The 15,407-nt window shown below is 36.5% G+C and carries 10 protein-coding genes; 8 read left to right on the forward strand and 2 right to left on the reverse strand.

Features of this window, described 5'->3' with window-relative positions; all coding sequences use genetic code 11:
- Positions 1 to 4: 4 nt before the first annotated feature.
- The 4 genes from artQ to HMPREF1052_RS08780 all read left to right on the forward strand — a co-directional run bounded on the left by artQ (position 5) and on the right by HMPREF1052_RS08780 (position 6,590).
- On the forward strand, positions 5 to 676 hold the full coding sequence (gene artQ / locus HMPREF1052_RS08765) for an arginine ABC transporter permease ArtQ (RefSeq protein WP_005761306.1): 672 nt from the start codon (positions 5 to 7) through the stop codon (positions 674 to 676).
- Positions 676 to 1,359 (forward strand): arginine ABC transporter permease ArtM, encoded by a 684-nt coding sequence (gene artM / locus HMPREF1052_RS08770; protein ID WP_005761305.1) that lies wholly within the window; start codon positions 676 to 678, stop codon positions 1,357 to 1,359. The genes artQ and artM overlap by 1 nt, the downstream gene beginning before the upstream one ends.
- A 119-nt stretch (positions 1,360 to 1,478) precedes the next feature.
- The gene (gene polA / locus HMPREF1052_RS08775; protein WP_005761295.1) at positions 1,479 to 4,349 is read left to right on the forward strand and encodes a DNA polymerase I; all 2,871 of its coding nucleotides are present in this window, start codon (positions 1,479 to 1,481) and stop codon (positions 4,347 to 4,349) included.
- A gap of 204 nt (positions 4,350 to 4,553) precedes the next feature.
- Positions 4,554 to 6,590, forward strand: a complete 2,037-nt coding sequence (locus HMPREF1052_RS08780; RefSeq protein ID WP_005761372.1) for a BCCT family transporter — start codon at positions 4,554 to 4,556, stop codon at positions 6,588 to 6,590.
- 69 nt (positions 6,591 to 6,659) lie between these two features.
- Here HMPREF1052_RS08780 and murQ read toward each other — a convergent pair whose 3' ends face one another.
- Positions 6,660 to 7,574 (reverse strand): N-acetylmuramic acid 6-phosphate etherase, encoded by a 915-nt coding sequence (gene murQ / locus HMPREF1052_RS08785; protein WP_005761312.1) that lies wholly within the window; start codon positions 7,572 to 7,574, stop codon positions 6,660 to 6,662.
- A 12-nt stretch (positions 7,575 to 7,586) separates the two neighbouring features.
- Positions 7,587 to 8,699, reverse strand: a complete 1,113-nt coding sequence (locus tag HMPREF1052_RS08790) for an anhydro-N-acetylmuramic acid kinase (RefSeq protein ID WP_005761391.1) — start codon at positions 8,697 to 8,699, stop codon at positions 7,587 to 7,589.
- Positions 8,700 to 8,837: 138 nt separating this feature from the next.
- Here HMPREF1052_RS08790 and glmU point away from each other — a divergent pair, with 138 nt between their 5' ends.
- The 4 genes from glmU to nrfA all read left to right on the forward strand — a co-directional run bounded on the left by glmU (position 8,838) and on the right by nrfA (position 15,359).
- A complete protein-coding gene (gene glmU, locus HMPREF1052_RS08795) occupies positions 8,838 to 10,202 on the forward strand; it encodes a bifunctional UDP-N-acetylglucosamine diphosphorylase/glucosamine-1-phosphate N-acetyltransferase GlmU (protein WP_005761366.1) in 1,365 nt (454 codons plus the stop codon).
- Positions 10,203 to 10,565: 363 nt separating this feature from the next.
- On the forward strand, positions 10,566 to 12,221 hold the full coding sequence (gene hcp, locus HMPREF1052_RS08800) for a hydroxylamine reductase (RefSeq protein WP_005761380.1): 1,656 nt from the start codon (positions 10,566 to 10,568) through the stop codon (positions 12,219 to 12,221).
- A gap of 74 nt (positions 12,222 to 12,295) precedes the next feature.
- Positions 12,296 to 13,321, forward strand: a complete 1,026-nt coding sequence (gene hcr / locus HMPREF1052_RS08805) for an NADH oxidoreductase (RefSeq protein WP_005761287.1) — start codon at positions 12,296 to 12,298, stop codon at positions 13,319 to 13,321.
- Positions 13,322 to 13,796: 475 nt separating this feature from the next.
- On the forward strand, positions 13,797 to 15,359 hold the full coding sequence (gene nrfA / locus HMPREF1052_RS08810) for an ammonia-forming nitrite reductase cytochrome c552 subunit (protein WP_172606380.1): 1,563 nt from the start codon (positions 13,797 to 13,799) through the stop codon (positions 15,357 to 15,359).
- The last annotated feature ends 48 nt before the right edge of the window (positions 15,360 to 15,407 follow it).

Raw genomic sequence — 15,407 nt, forward strand, 5'->3', positions numbered from 1 at the left:
CATTATGTTCTTTGATTATCTTCCTTTAATGACTACCGCAACCCTTATGACTTTAGGGTTAGCGGTTGCTTCGTTGTTAGTTGGTCTAATTCTTGCTATTTGTTTTGTGGTATTAGAGACTAATAAATTTGTTTGTATACGTAAACCAACTTCGGTGATTGTAACCTTATTACGAGGTTTGCCAGAGATCTTGGTAGTATTGTTGATCTATTTTGGTTCTACCGAAGTAGTAGAAAAACTAACAGGTGAATATATTGAATTTAGCCCATTTTTGTGTGGTGTGCTGGCATTAGCGATTATCTTTGCCGCATATGCCTCTCAAACTTTACGTGGTGCAATTCAAGCGATTCCATTAGGTCAATGGGAATCTGGTGCTGCCTTGGGACTTAGTCGTAGTTATACATTCTTACATATTATCATGCCACAAGTTTGGCGTCATGCATTACCAGGTCTAAGTAATCAATGGTTGGTGCTATTGAAAGATACTGCCTTAGTGTCATTGATTGGTGTTGATGATTTAATGCGTCAAGCAAGCTTAGTAAATACTAATACTCACCAACCATTTACTTGGTATGGGTTTGCTGCCTTGTTATATTTGGTGATTACGCTTGTTAGCCAATTTTTTATTCGTAAATTGGAAGTGCGTTTCACTCGTTTTGAAAGAGGAGTGAGATAATGTTCCAAGAATATTTTGCAGAAATTGCTAAAGGTATTCCAACCAGTTTATTGCTTACTGTGGTTGCTTTAGGGGTTGCATTTATTTTGGCGTTAGTTCTAACTTATTTATTATCAGCAGGTAATAAATGTGTAAGAATTGGTATTAATGGTTATTTAACTTTATTTACTGGCACACCATTACTCGTCCAATTTTTCTTAATTTATAGTGGCCCAGGTCAGTTTGAATGGATTGTTAATAGTGCATTATGGCCATTGCTGTCTAATGCTTGGTTTTGTGCTATGTTAGCTTTAGCGTTAAATAGTGCGGCTTATTCTACACAATTATTCCATGGTGCAGTTAAAGCTATTCCAAAAGGTCAATGGGAAAGTTGTTCAGCACTCGGTTTAAGTAAAGGGCAAACCTTAAAAATCCTTATTCCTTATGCCTTAAAACGTGCATTGCCTTCTTACAGTAATGAAATTGTATTAGTTTTTAAAGGTACGTCATTAGCTTCAACAATTACCATTATGGATATTATGGGCTATGCAAGACAGCTTTATGGTACAGAATATGATGCTTTAACTATTTATGGTATCGCCGGGATCATTTATTTAGCTATTACCGGTATTGCAACTTGGTTGTTACGTAAGTTAGAACATAAAGTTTTAGCCTTCGAAAGATTAGAAGTAGAAAAAGTATAATAGAGAATAATAAGGAAAGGTGGGTTTTTATATCCACCTTTTTTATTGAAAATAGCCTCTGCTGTGATAGATTATAAGCTATAATAATTTACAATTTTAACATTTATATTGAGATTTTTATGGCACAAATTGCACAAAACCCACTTGTTTTAGTTGATGGTTCTTCTTATTTATACCGAGCTTTCCATGCATTTCCACCTTTAACTAACTCCCTAGGTGAGCCTACAGGAGCAATGTATGGGGTGATGAATATGCTGAAAAGTTTGATTGCTCAAGTGCAACCAACCCATATTGCTGTGGTATTTGATGCTAAAGGTAAAACATTTCGTGATGAATTGTTTGAACAATATAAATCTCATCGTCCACCGATGCCTGATGAACTTCGTAAACAAATTCAACCACTACATCATATGATAAAAGCATTGGGCATTCCCCTGCTTTCTATCGAAGGTGTTGAAGCGGATGATGTCATCGGCACGCTTGCCACACAGGCTTCACAAGCGGGTAAAAAAGTGTTGATTAGTACAGGCGATAAAGATATGGCACAGTTGGTGGATGATAACGTGATGTTAATTAACACTATGAATAATAGCTTACTTGATCGTGAAGGTGTGATTGAAAAATATGGCATTCCTCCAGAGCTAATTATCGATTATTTAGCCTTAATGGGCGATAGTGCGGATAATATTCCTGGTGTTGCTGGCGTAGGTGAAAAAACAGCATTAGGGCTATTGCAAGGGATTGGTAGTATGACGGAGATTTATGCCAATCTTGATAAAGTTGCTGATTTACCTATCCGAGGTGCCAAAAAGTTAGGTGAAAAACTTGAGTCAGCAAAAGCAGATGCAGAACTTTCTTATATCCTCGCAACGATTAAAACGGATGTGCAATTATCGGTAAATCCCGATCAATTAACTATTGGTAAAGCTAATAATGATCAATTAGTAGAATATTTTGGTCGTTACGAATTTAAACGTTGGTTAACGGAAGTGATGAACGGTACAAGTTCAGTGACTAACCCACAAGAACAAGCAGTGAAAGTGAATAATTACCAAGTCACTCCTATGCCTTCTGGAGAACCCGCCACACCTAAAAATTTTGTCAAAATAGACCGCAGTTTATATGAAACTGTGGATAGCCCAGATAAACTTGCGATGTGGATAGCAAAAATTAGTGAAGCTAAATTAGTTGCCGTGGATACCGAAACCAATTCTTTAGATCCGATGGTGGCAGACCTAGTTGGGATTTCATTTAGCTTAGAAAATGGAGAGGCTTGTTATATTCCATTGGCACATATGCACCAAGTGAGTACAAATTCAACTGGGCTGCAAGGTGATCTTTTTGCTGAAACTGAAGCTAGTGATGAACTTACTTGGGCGCCTATTCCAAATCAATTAAATAAAACAGAGTGCTTGCAGCAGTTAAAAGCAATTTTGGAAAACCCTGAGATTCAAAAAATTGGTCAAAATATTAAATATGATCTTAGTATTTTTGCTAATAATGGCATTGAGCTACAAGGTGTTGCCTTTGATACAATGTTGGAATCTTATGTGCTAAACAGTACAGGTCGTCATAATATGGATGATCTTGCTGCTCGTTATTTAGGGCATAACACGATTGCTTTTGAAGATATTGCAGGAAAAGGTAAAACACAGCTAACATTCGATCAAATTGCCTTAAGCAAAGCCTCCGAATATGCCGCAGAGGATGCTGATGTTACGATGAAATTGCATCAAACCTTGTGGCAAGATGTTTCACAAAATGCCGAGTTAGTGAAATTATTTACAGCAATGGAAATGCCTTTGGTAGGCGTGCTTTCTCGCATGGAACGTAATGGCGTATTGATTGATAGCCAAGCGTTATCTACTTATTCTGAAGAAATTACGCATAGATTAGCTGAACTTGAAGCTCAAGCGCATGAAATGGCAGGTCAACCATTTAACCTTGCTTCAACCAAACAGTTGCAAGAAATTCTGTTTGATAAATTGGGATTACCAATTTTGAAAAAAACGCCTAAAGGTGCGCCTTCAACTAATGAAGAAGTATTAGAAGAACTTACTTATGATCATGAATTACCTAAATTATTGGTAGAACATCGTGGCTTAAGCAAATTGAAATCCACTTATACAGATAAACTGCCTCAAATGGTTAATCCTAAAACGGGTCGAGTGCATACCTCTTATCATCAAGCAGTGACGGCAACGGGACGTTTATCTTCAAGTGATCCTAATTTACAAAATATCCCCGTGCGTAATGATGAAGGTCGTCGTATTCGTCAAGCTTTTATTGCTCGACCTGGGTTTAAGGTGATAGCCGCAGACTATTCACAAATCGAATTGCGAATTATGGCTCATCTGTCTAGTGATAAAGGGCTAATGACGGCATTCAGTGAGGGCAAGGATATTCACCGTTCTACGGCTGCAGAAATCTTTGGCTTAAGCTTAGATAAAGTAACCAGTGAGCAACGTCGCAGTGCAAAAGCAATTAATTTTGGGTTAATTTATGGTATGTCCTCTTTTGGATTATCTCGCCAGCTTGGGATTAGCCGTGGTGATGCACAAAAATATATGGATTTATATTTCCAACGTTATCCTGGCGTGCAAATTTTTATGACGGAAGTGCGCGAAAAAGCGAAATCTCAAGGATATGTAGAAACCTTATTTGGTCGCCGTTTATATTTACCTGAAATTAATTCAAGTAATGCGATGCGTCGTAAAGCAGCAGAACGAGTTGCTATTAATGCACCAATGCAAGGTACCGCAGCGGATATTATCAAGCGAGCAATGATTGATATTGATAAAGCCATTTTAAATGATCCCGATATTCTGATGATTATGCAGGTGCATGATGAATTGGTGTTTGAAGTGAAAGAAGAAAAAGTTGAGCATTACAGCCAATTAATTAAATCTTTAATGGAGAATGCCACACAACTTAGTGTGCCATTGATTGTTGATGTAGGTATCGGTGAAAATTGGGATGAGGCACATTAATTAAAGTTATTAGTGAAGTAATTTAATGATTATTCATATGTAATGATATTCAAGCAGTTTTAACTTTCATTCTATTTTAGAAGCACTAATCCTTAAATCTTATGAGCTTGCTATAAGAAGAAATAGCAAGGGGATTATTTTTTTCAATAAATTAAAGAAACAAGAGAATATAATTAATTTTATGTTTTCAAAAATGGAGTATTTATGAGCTTTTTACAGCAATTACGTGATTCAAGTACATTGAAAGCCCCTATTTTTGTGCCAACAGTTATTTTGGTATTACTTGTAACAATATGTTGTTCAGTTTTCCCTCAGCAAGCACAAGAGATTTTAAATATTGCTAAGCAGAGCATTTTTACCAATTTTAGCTGGTTTTATATTTTAGCAGGATCTATTTTCTTTTTATTTTTAATATTCATAGGCGTTAGTCGGTTAGGGGATATCCGATTAGGTGCGGAAACTGACGAACCTGAATTTAGCTTTGCATCATGGATTGCAATGTTATTTGCGGCTGGAATGGGAATTGGTTTGATGTATTTTGGTGTTGCTGAGCCTGTATTACATTATCTAAAGCCTGTTCAAGATGGGTTAACTGAATCGGAACGTATGAAAGAAGCCATGATGACAACATTTTATCATTGGGGCATTCATGCATGGGCGATTTATGCGGTTGTTGCACTGGCATTAGCCTATTTTGGCTTTCGTTATAAATTACCACTGACAGTGCGTTCAGGCTTTTACCCTTTATTGCAAAATAAAATATCAGGTTTCTGGGGGCATTTGATTGATATTGTCGCTTTATGTAGCACAATTTTTGGTTTAACCACAACCCTTGGCTATGGAGCAATGCAAGTTAATGCAGGGTTTAATTTCTTAGGGCTAGTAGAGGGAAATAGTTTCATTATTCTAGCCATTATTATGATGGTAGCAATGGCACTTGCCGTGATTTCTGCAATTTCTGGCGTAGGAAAAGGCGTTAAAATTCTCAGTGAAATCAATTTAGTGTTAGCGGGCTTATTGTTATTGTTTGTTATTGCTGTCGGACCAACCTTAGGGCTATTTTCAGAATTAACCGAAAATTTGGGTTATTATTTTAGTTCATTAGTGGAGCTTAGTTTCCGTACTTTCGCTTATGATGCTTCAGCTGAACATAAAGATTGGTTAAGTAGTTGGACGATTTTATATTGGTCTTGGTGGGCCTCTTGGGCTCCTTTTGTAGGTACCTTTATCGCTAAAATTTCAAAAGGACGTACAATTCGTGAATTTATTTTAGGGGTTTTATTTGTCCCTTCATTATTTAATATTTTATGGATGACCAGTTTTGGTGGCTCAGCCATTTGGATGGATCAACAAACACAAGGCGCATTAGCTGCTATTAGCGACAATGCAGAAGCTTTATTATTTGGATTTTTTGAGCATTTGCCTTTTGAGATTATTTCTTCAACTGTTGCTGTGATTGTTATTTCTATCTTTTTCGTGACTTCTGCCGATTCTGGTATCTTTGTTTTGAATAATATTGCCTCACAAGGTAATGAACAGGCACCAAAATGGCAAAGCATTTTCTGGGGAGCTTTATTAACGGTGCTTGGTTTGTCGCTCCTTTATTCAGGAGGATTGGCATCACTTCAATCTATGACATTGATAATAGCTCTTCCATTTATGGCAATTATGTTATTGCTTTGTTTTGGTCTATGGAAAGGGTTAATGATTGATACTCAGTATTCTAATAAAAAGTTTACACCAGGTAGTAATAATTGGTCGGGTGAAAATTGGCGTGAACGATTAGAACAAATTGTTAATCCAACTAAATATCAGGATGTTCGACGCTTCTTTATGAAAGTTGTGAAACCTGCATTTAAAGAATTAGTGGAAGAGTTTGAAAGCCATGGATTGAAAGCTCAATGGCATTTCATTGAGGAGCAAAACCCAAAAATTGAATTTGAAGTGGTGAAGGAAAATTTACGTAATTTCCTATATGGGGTGGAATGCCAATCAAGAGAGCTTTCAGATTTAGTGATTACGGATGATCATGTGCCTAATATGGATGAAAGCCAAGTTTATGAGCCGATAACTTATTTCTTTGATGGGCGTCAAGGATATGATGTTCAATATATGACAAAAGATGAATTAATTACTGATGTTTTAAAACAATATGAACGTTTTATGAATTTAGCGATGGATGAAGCACATAATTTAATGACCGCTGATGTTGAGGGAATGTCAGATATTAGTGAAACTTAAGTTTTGTTAGGGGCTCGCTCAAAGTGCGGTAAGAATTTTTCAAATTTCTACCGCACTTTTTTCATGTTATTAAGCGGTCAGTGCTTGTTTTAATTTACCTTGATGTTGTGCTAATAATTGCGTTGCAGCCTGTTTATCAAGATTGCCTAAAATCATCATAATTGCTATTTTTGCATTATTTTCAGCGATTTTTAACGTATTTTCAGCCACTTCCTTTTTACATTCAGTGGCTTGCATAACAATGCGAACAGCACGAGCTTTTAACTTTTCATTACTCGCTTGTACATCCACCATTAAATTACTGTAACACTTGCCCATAAGCACCATGCTGGAAGTTGTGAGCATATTTAACACGAGCTTTTGTGCCGTGCCCGATTTCATTCTGCTTGAACCCGTTAAAACTTCCTGACCAACAATAGTTTCAATGGCAATATCAGCAATTTGTGCCATCGCTGAGTTAGGGTTACTAGCAATAGAAATGGTTGTTGCACCAAGGGATTTTGCATATTCTAATGCACCAATGACATAAGGTGTGCGCCCACTTGCAGCAATCCCTACAAGCGTGTCTTTGGCAGTAAATTGAATATTTTTGAGATCATTTATCGCCATTTCTTTGTTATCTTCAGCACCTTCAATCGGATGGCGTAAAGCATGTTCTCCACCTGCAATTAATCCTATCACCATATTATTTGAAACCCCATAAGTAGGCGGACATTCGGAAGCATCTAATACCCCTAAGCGCCCACTTGTGCCTGCACCAATATAGATTAATCGTCCTCCTTGTTGAAAACTCTCTACAATACGCTCAATTGCTTGGGCGATTTGTGGTAAGCATTTTTCAATGGCAATAGGTACTTGTTTATCTTCATTATTAATAAGCGTAACTAATTGCAATGCGGAAAGATTATCTAATTGCATGGAATTTGGATTGCGTTGCTCGGTAATCATTTGCCCAAGCGAGTTTAAAAGGTTTTTTTCTATCATCTGGTTGTCCATTTATTTAGGATAAATTACGCCTAAGCTGACCAGCTTGCTTGCCCCAGTTACACTCGGTAAGTTGCTGGCTAAATTATGCATACGTCGATAAGCCAACCAAGCGAAAGCCGCTGCTTCTACATAATCAATATCTAAACCAAATTCAGTGGTTGTGGAAACTTGCCATGTCGGTAATAATTCAATTAAACGTTGCATAATGAGAGGATTCCTTGCTCCACCACCACAAACTAGCAGTAAATTAGTGCGGTCTGTTTTTTGTAAATTTTTTAATTCATTGGCGATACTGACCGCAGTAAACTCAACCAAAGTACGTTGAACATCTTCAGCTGCTAAAAGTGCGGTGAATTTTGCTAATTTTTTATTCAGCCATGCTAGGTTAAAAAGTTCACGTCCCGTACTTTTGGGCGGAGGTTGTTGGAAGTAAGGTTCATCTAATAATTCTGTTAATAATGATTCATTCAATACGCCTGATTTTGCCCATTCAGCATTTTTATCATAGCGTTTACCTTGATGAAATTCGATCCAAGAGTCGAGTAATGCATTGCCCACACTAACATCATAGCCAATGGTAGGCTGATTAGGATCTAAAACTGAAATATTACTAATACCACCAATATTTAATACGAGAGTCAATCGATCATTAGCAGAAAACATATCTTGATGAAATGCAGGTACTAAAGGTGCGCCTTGTCCGCCTACGGCTATATCACGACGTCGGAAATCAGCAATAGTCGTGATGCCCGTTTGTTCCGCAACAATATTCATATCACCGATTTGCATAGTAAAAGGATATACTGAATTAGGAGAATGCCAGATAGTTTGTCCGTGACAACCGATAGCAACAATTTTTTCAGAATCTAACCGCACTTTTTGTAGAAATTGATTAATGCTTTGTGCATAAAGTTTTCCTAATTGGTGATCCAGTTCGCCTAATTTCTGCAAACTTGTCTCACTTGAATGTAAAAGTGCGGTTAGATTTTGTCGAATTTCTTCTGGCATAGGAGTAAAGTCAGAAGCGATAAGTTTTGCAGGATTTTGAGCAAAATCCATTAAGGCTAAGTCCACTCCATCAAGGCTAGTACCCGACATTACACCAATATAATATTGACTCATAGACATTCCGTAAGCTGATAAATAGTCAATATTATAGCATTGGATAGGCAATTCTAAAGGAATAAAATATTGATTAGTGATTACTTGAATATGGTGTAAAATACGAAAATTTTATGATGATTAAAAAAGAGAACAATTATGTCAAAACTTAGTGTTGTTATTCTCGCTGCGGGTAAAGGAACTCGTATGTACTCTGATTTACCGAAAGTACTCCATAAAGTAGCAGGTAAACCCATGGTTAAGCATGTGATTGATACTGCAAAACAGCTGGCAGCAGAGAATATTCATTTAATTTATGGTCATGGCGGCGAATTATTAAAAGCACATTTAAGTGATGAGCCTGTAAACTGGGTGTTCCAAGCGGAGCAGTTAGGGACTGGTCATGCTATGCAACAAGCTGCACCATTTTTTAAAGATGATGAAAATATTTTAATGCTATATGGTGATAGCCCCTTAATTACGAAAGAAACATTAGAAAGATTAGTGGCAGCAAAACCTGAAAATGGCATTGCATTATTAACCGTGACCTTGGAAAATCCGACTGGCTACGGTCGTATTATTCGTGAAAATGGCTCTGTAGTTGCTATTGTTGAACAAAAAGATGCTACGCCTGAACAATTAAAAATTAACGAAGTGAATACAGGTGTAATGGTGTCTAATGGGGCAAGTTTTAAACAATGGTTATCTCGTTTAGAGAATAATAATGCCCAAGGTGAATACTATATGACTGATGTAATTGGTTTCGCAAACCAAGATGGCAACCAAGTGGTGGCTGTATCTGCAACAGATCCGATGGAAGTTGAAGGTGCGAATAACCGTTTACAATTAGCCACATTAGAACGTTATTATCAACGTAAACAAGCTTCTCGTTTATTATTAGACGGCGTGATGTTAATTGATCCTGAACGCTTTGATTTACGTGGTACATTAGAACATGGTAAAGATTGTGAAATCGATGTAAATGTGATAGTTGAAGGTACAGTAAAATTAGGCAACCGTGTAAAAATTGGTGCAGGTTGTGTACTTAAAAATGTAGTCATTGGTGATGATGTAGAAATCAAACCTTATTCTGTATTTGAAGATGCTGTTGTGGGTGAAAAAGCACAAATTGGTCCATTCTCACGCTTACGTCCAGGGGCCAGATTAGCTAAAGAAACTCATGTCGGAAACTTTGTTGAAATCAAGAAGGCTGTTGTGGGTGAAGGTTCTAAAGTTAATCATTTAACCTACGTGGGTGATGCAGAAATTGGTACAAATTGTAATATTGGTGCGGGTGTTATCACTTGTAATTATGATGGTGCAAATAAATTTAAAACAATTATCGGCAATAATGTATTTGTTGGCTCTGATTCCCAATTAGTGGCACCAGTTACCATTGCTGATGGTGCCACTATTGGTGCTGGAGCAACGATTACTAAAGATGTTGCCGCTGGTGAATTAGTGACAACAAGAGTACCACAACGTCATACGGCAGATTGGGTGCGTCCAACTAAGAAGAAATAATAGATTACTGTTTTGATTATTTAGGCTCCTATTGGAGCCTTTTTTTGGGATTCTGACCGCACTTTTTTCTATATTTATCTGGTTATATTAGAGATAAATTATGTATAAAAGTTGATAAAAAAATAAGGTTAATTTTTTATACAAAATAACCTTAATTTATTGTTTTTATTAGTAATAATTATCATTTATGCAAGTGTAGCTTAACTCTTTATAGGTAGTGTTTTTCGATTGGATCAATAAAATTATAAATAGTAAAAACTTATTCTTTTGGTCGGTTTTTAAAAGTACTAAAATTCGCTCTAATTAAAGCTGACTAAATTAGTCGGATTATTTTTTTTTTATTTTTATTTAGGAGTACGTTATATGTATTGCGTTCAATGTGAACAAACAATGGTAACACCAGTCGGGAATGGTTGTAGTTTTTCTCAAGGGATGTGCGGTAAAACTTCAGAAACTTCAGATTTACAAGATTTATTGATTGGTACTTTACACAGTTTATCTGCGTGGGCATTAAAAGCTCGTGAATTTAGCATTATTATTCATGAAGCTGATGCTTTTGCTCCTCGTGCCTTTTTCTCTACATTAACAAATGTAAATTTTGATTCAGTTCGTATTGTTGGCTATGCTCAACAAGCCTTAGTTTATCGTAACCAATTAATCCAAGCCGTTCGTAAAGTTTCCCCAAATGCTGATATTGATCACCCATTAGCACATATGGAATTAAAAGGTATTTCTGTTGATCAACTTGCTGAACAAGCAAAAGAATTTGCATTAGATACTGACCGTGCAGAAATTGGTGAAGATGCACATGGTGTGCGTTTACTTTGCTTATATGGCTTAAAAGGTGCAGCAGCATACATGGAACATGCTTATGTATTAGATAAATTCGATAATGAAATTTATGCTGAATATCACGGTTTCATGTCATGGTTAGGTACTCAGCCAAGCGATATTAATGAATTATTAGAAAAAGCCTTAGCGATTGGCTCAATGAATTTCAAAGTAATGGCATTGCTAGATGCAGGAGAAACAGAACATTTTGGTAACCCTGTGCCTGCTCAAGTTAATGTACGTCCTGTAGCGGGTAAATGTATTTTAATTTCAGGCCATGATTTAAAAGATTTAAAAGAATTATTAGAACAAACAGAAGGTAAAGGCATTAACGTTTATACACATGGTGAAATGCTACCTGCTCATGGTTATCCTGAACTTAAAAAATACAAACACTTAGTGGGTAACTTTGGTTCAGGCTGGCAGAATCAACAAAAAGAATTTGCTCGCTTCCCTGGTGCAATCGTAATGACATCTAATTGTTTAATCGATCCAAATGTCGGTGATTATGCAGATCGTATCTTTACTCGTAATATCGTAGGTTGGCCAGGCGTAACACATTTAGAAGATCATGATTTTTCTCAAGTGATTGAGAAAGCATTAGCATGTGATGGTTTCCCATATACTGAATTAGAACACTTAATTACAGTGGGTTTTGGCCGTCAAACTTTAGTTGATGCATCAGATGCTGTGATTGGTTTAGTGAAAGCAGGCAAATTAAGTCATGTATTTGTAATCGGTGGTTGTGATGGTGATAAAGAAGAGCGCCATTATTATACAGATTTAGCATATGCTTTACCTCGTGATACTGCAGTATTAACTTTAGGTTGTGGTAAATATCGTTTCAACAAACTTGATTTTGGTACTATTGATGGTGGCTTGCCTCGTTTATTAGATGCAGGTCAATGTAATGATACTTACTCAGCAATCATGTTAGCAGTAACCTTATCTCAAAAATTAGGCATCGGCTTAAATGAACTACCATTGTCAATTGTTCTTTCTTGGTTTGAACAAAAAGCGATTATTGTGTTATTAACATTATTAGCTTTAGGTGTTCAAAATGTGTATTCAGGCCCAAGTAAACCAGCATTCTTAAGTGATAATGTAATGGCATTATTACATGAAAAATTTGGTTTAAGCGGTTTAACTACACCAGAACAAGATTTTGGACATATTATCAATAAATAATTTTTGTATTTTGAAAAGTAGTGGATCTGTTCACTCATGATTATCAAATGCAAACTTAAGAAAGGACAATAAAAATGGCAAAAACAAATAAAAATCCATTGTGTATCAATGAGTTACAAGTTCATTCAATTGTAAAAGAAGCGCCTGGTGTAACCACAATTAATTTAATCGCACAAGACTTCTATCCATATGAAGCAGGTCAATATGCATTGGTAAGTATTAAAAATACGCCACATATCACACGTGCATATTCACTTTCTTCTACGCCAGGTCAAAGCCGTTTTGTTACTATTACGGTTCGTGAAATCGAGAATGGAGTAGGTTCTACTTGGTTAAATAACGAAGTTAAAGTAGGCGATCAAGTGTGGTTTTCAAACCCAATGGGGGAATTTTCTTGTCAACACGTGATTGCTAATAACTATTTATTAGTTGGTGCAGGCAGTGGTGTAACGCCGATTATGTCAATGGCTCGCTGGTTATTAAAAAATCGCCCAGAAACTAATGTTACTGTTATTCATAGTGTTCATTCTCCTGAAGATGTCATTTTCAAACAAGAATGGGCTGAATTAAAAGCACAATTCCCTCGTTTAAATTTAGTGATGAATGCTTCGGTTGATGCAACACCAGGTTTTGAATCAGGCCGTATCAGCAAAGAAATGATTGCTAAAGCTGTCCCTAATATTGCGGATTATACCGTGATGACTTGTGGACCAGAAAGTTATATGAATGCATTAAAAGATATTGTTTTATCTTTAGGTGTAACAGAAGATCGTTTCTTTACTGAAGCCTTCTTTAATACTGCGCTGGCAGGTGATATTAGTTCAGATAAGAAAACCACATTAACCATCAATGGTGTAAATAAAGTGACTGCTGAAGTGCCCGTTGGTATGACATTATTAGCCGCACTTGAATCGCAACAACAACCTGTTGTTTCTGGTTGTCGTACAGGTTTATGCGGTCTATGCAAAACGAAAGTCACTAGTGGCGATTATGAAGTGGTTAATTATGGTGATTTAACACCAGAAGAAATTGCACAAGGTTATGTTTTAGCTTGTAGCTGTCGAGTAAAAGAGAATGTTTCAGTAGAAATAGCCTCATAATCGGGTTGTGGTTTTTAAGTTAAAATTTATTTCTTGATTAGACAAAGTGCGGTGGAAATTTTCAAAAATTTCTACCGCACTTTTTTGTTCTTAAAATGTAGCAAATAACCCAATATACCTATTTATAGGTATGCTTATTATGCTATATAACTATACATACCATAAAATGGTTAAGTTAATGAAATATAAGCTATTTATAACTACTCATAATGGGGTATAAGTGTATAAAGAAAATTGAAAATATCAGTTAATCTTGAAAAAATATTGATCAAAAACAATAAAAAGTGATTTAACCATGAAAAAAACATGTGATTCTGTTATTTTTAGCCTTGAGAAAATCTCTTTTTTATTAGTTATCGTATTGTTTTTAGTGATAAAAATTCTCATTTTCAAAACCATGGGGTAATTAATAGAACAGTATAAATTTATATATAAGTTTTTTAACCTTGGTTAAACCTTTAATGGAGTAATTATCGTGAACATGCTCATAAAAACGCTATCTTCTTTAGCGATTGCTAGCTTAGGTTTCGCAATGACACAATCTGCTGCTGCAGAGGAAAAAGTTGCGACTCATCAACAGGCACAGCAATTGGAACAACCTCTTCCTCCAGCCTCTGCAAAACATGCGCCGACAAAAGAAGAGTTAACAAAACCTAATCCAAATTTGAAAATTGAAGCAGTAAATGAGAAGTTTGCTAAAGATTTTCCTCGTCAATATAACTCTTGGGCAAGTACCTCTAAACAAACTGAATTTCATCCAGAAGTTGAAGAGGATCCTCGTATGATTGTCATGTGGGGTGGCTATGCATTTGCGAAAGAATTTAATTCTCCACGTGGTCACGTTTATGCGGTAACTGACGTGCGTAATATTTTACGTACAGGTGCGCCTAAAGATGCAAATGGTGGTCCACAACCAATGGCATGTTGGACATGTAAAGGCCCTGATGTTCCTCGCTTAATTGCTGAATGGGGTGAAGAAGGTTACTTCTCAGGTAAATGGGCAAAAGGTGGTGCTGAAGTGGTAAATAGCATCGGTTGTGCAGACTGTCACGATACGACATCTCAAGATTTCAAAGAAGGTAAACCTGCATTACGTATTTCACGTCCACATGTTTTACGTGCCTTAGATCTTGAATCTGTAGGAAAAACCTTTGCAAGTTCTGATCGTACGGATCAACGTGCTGCGGTTTGTGCGAACTGTCACGTTGAGTATTATTTCGACAAAACCACTGGTGCAAATAATGTGGTATTCCCTTGGTATAAAGGCCGTGACGTAGATAGCATTGAAAAATATTATGATGAAATTGAGTTTAAAGACTGGGAACACTCTATTTCTAAAGCGCCAATGTTAAAAGCACAACATCCTGACTTTGAAGCTTGGTCAATGGGTACCCACGGTAAAAATGGTGTGACTTGTATTGACTGTCATATGGCGAAAAAACAAGACAAAGACGGTAAAGTATATACAGATCACCAAGTTGTAGGTAATCCAGCAACAGATAATTTTGAAAATACTTGTGCTCGTTGTCATGATCAAAGTAAAGAAACCTTGGTTAAAACTGTTGAACAACATAAAAAAGATGTGAAAGAAGTGATGCTTAAATTGGAAGATCAAATTGTTAAAGCACACTTTGAAGCGAAAGCTGCATGGGATGCAGGTGCAACTCAAGATGAAATGAAAGATGCTTTAAAAGCAATTCGTCATGCTCAATGGCGTTGGGATTATTCTGCAGCGAGCCATGGTATGCACATCCATGCACCAGACGTTGCGTTGAAAGTGATTGCTAGTGGTTTAGACCGTGCAGCAGATGCTCGTGCTAAATTAGCGGTGATCCTAGCTAAACATAATGTTCAACAACCAATTCAATACCCAGATATTTCAACTGCTGAAAAAGCATGGAAAGTGATGGGCATTGATATTGAAAAAGAACGTAAAGATAAAGAAGAGTTCATTAAAACTGTGATTCCTCAATGGAATAAAGAAGCGATCAGTAAAGGTTTAATCTTAACTGCGCCACCAACAACACCTGCAAAATAATGAAAAAAGCGACCGCACTTTCTTTGCTTAAAGTGCGGTAACTTAAAT

It is taken from the genome of Pasteurella bettyae CCUG 2042 (assembly GCF_000262245.1).
Classification (GTDB): Bacteria; Pseudomonadota; Gammaproteobacteria; order Enterobacterales; family Pasteurellaceae; genus Basfia; species Basfia bettyae.

Bases quoted from the DNA above. Each gene is read 5' to 3' on its own strand.
- artQ (WP_005761306.1), top strand. From the start codon at position 5: ATGTTCTTTGATTATCTTCCTTTAATGACTACCGCAACCCTTATGACT.
- artM (WP_005761305.1), top strand. From the start codon at position 676: ATGTTCCAAGAATATTTTGCAGAAATTGCTAAAGGTATTCCAACCAGT.
- HMPREF1052_RS08790 (WP_005761391.1), bottom strand. From the start codon at position 8,699: ATGAGTCAATATTATATTGGTGTAATGTCGGGTACTAGCCTTGATGGA.
- murQ (WP_005761312.1), bottom strand. From the start codon at position 7,574: ATGATAGAAAAAAACCTTTTAAACTCGCTTGGGCAAATGATTACCGAG.
- hcp (WP_005761380.1), top strand. From the start codon at position 10,566: ATGTATTGCGTTCAATGTGAACAAACAATGGTAACACCAGTCGGGAAT.
- glmU (WP_005761366.1), top strand. From the start codon at position 8,838: ATGTCAAAACTTAGTGTTGTTATTCTCGCTGCGGGTAAAGGAACTCGT.
- hcr (WP_005761287.1), top strand. From the start codon at position 12,296: ATGGCAAAAACAAATAAAAATCCATTGTGTATCAATGAGTTACAAGTT.
- HMPREF1052_RS08780 (WP_005761372.1), top strand. From the start codon at position 4,554: ATGAGCTTTTTACAGCAATTACGTGATTCAAGTACATTGAAAGCCCCT.
- polA (WP_005761295.1), top strand. From the start codon at position 1,479: ATGGCACAAATTGCACAAAACCCACTTGTTTTAGTTGATGGTTCTTCT.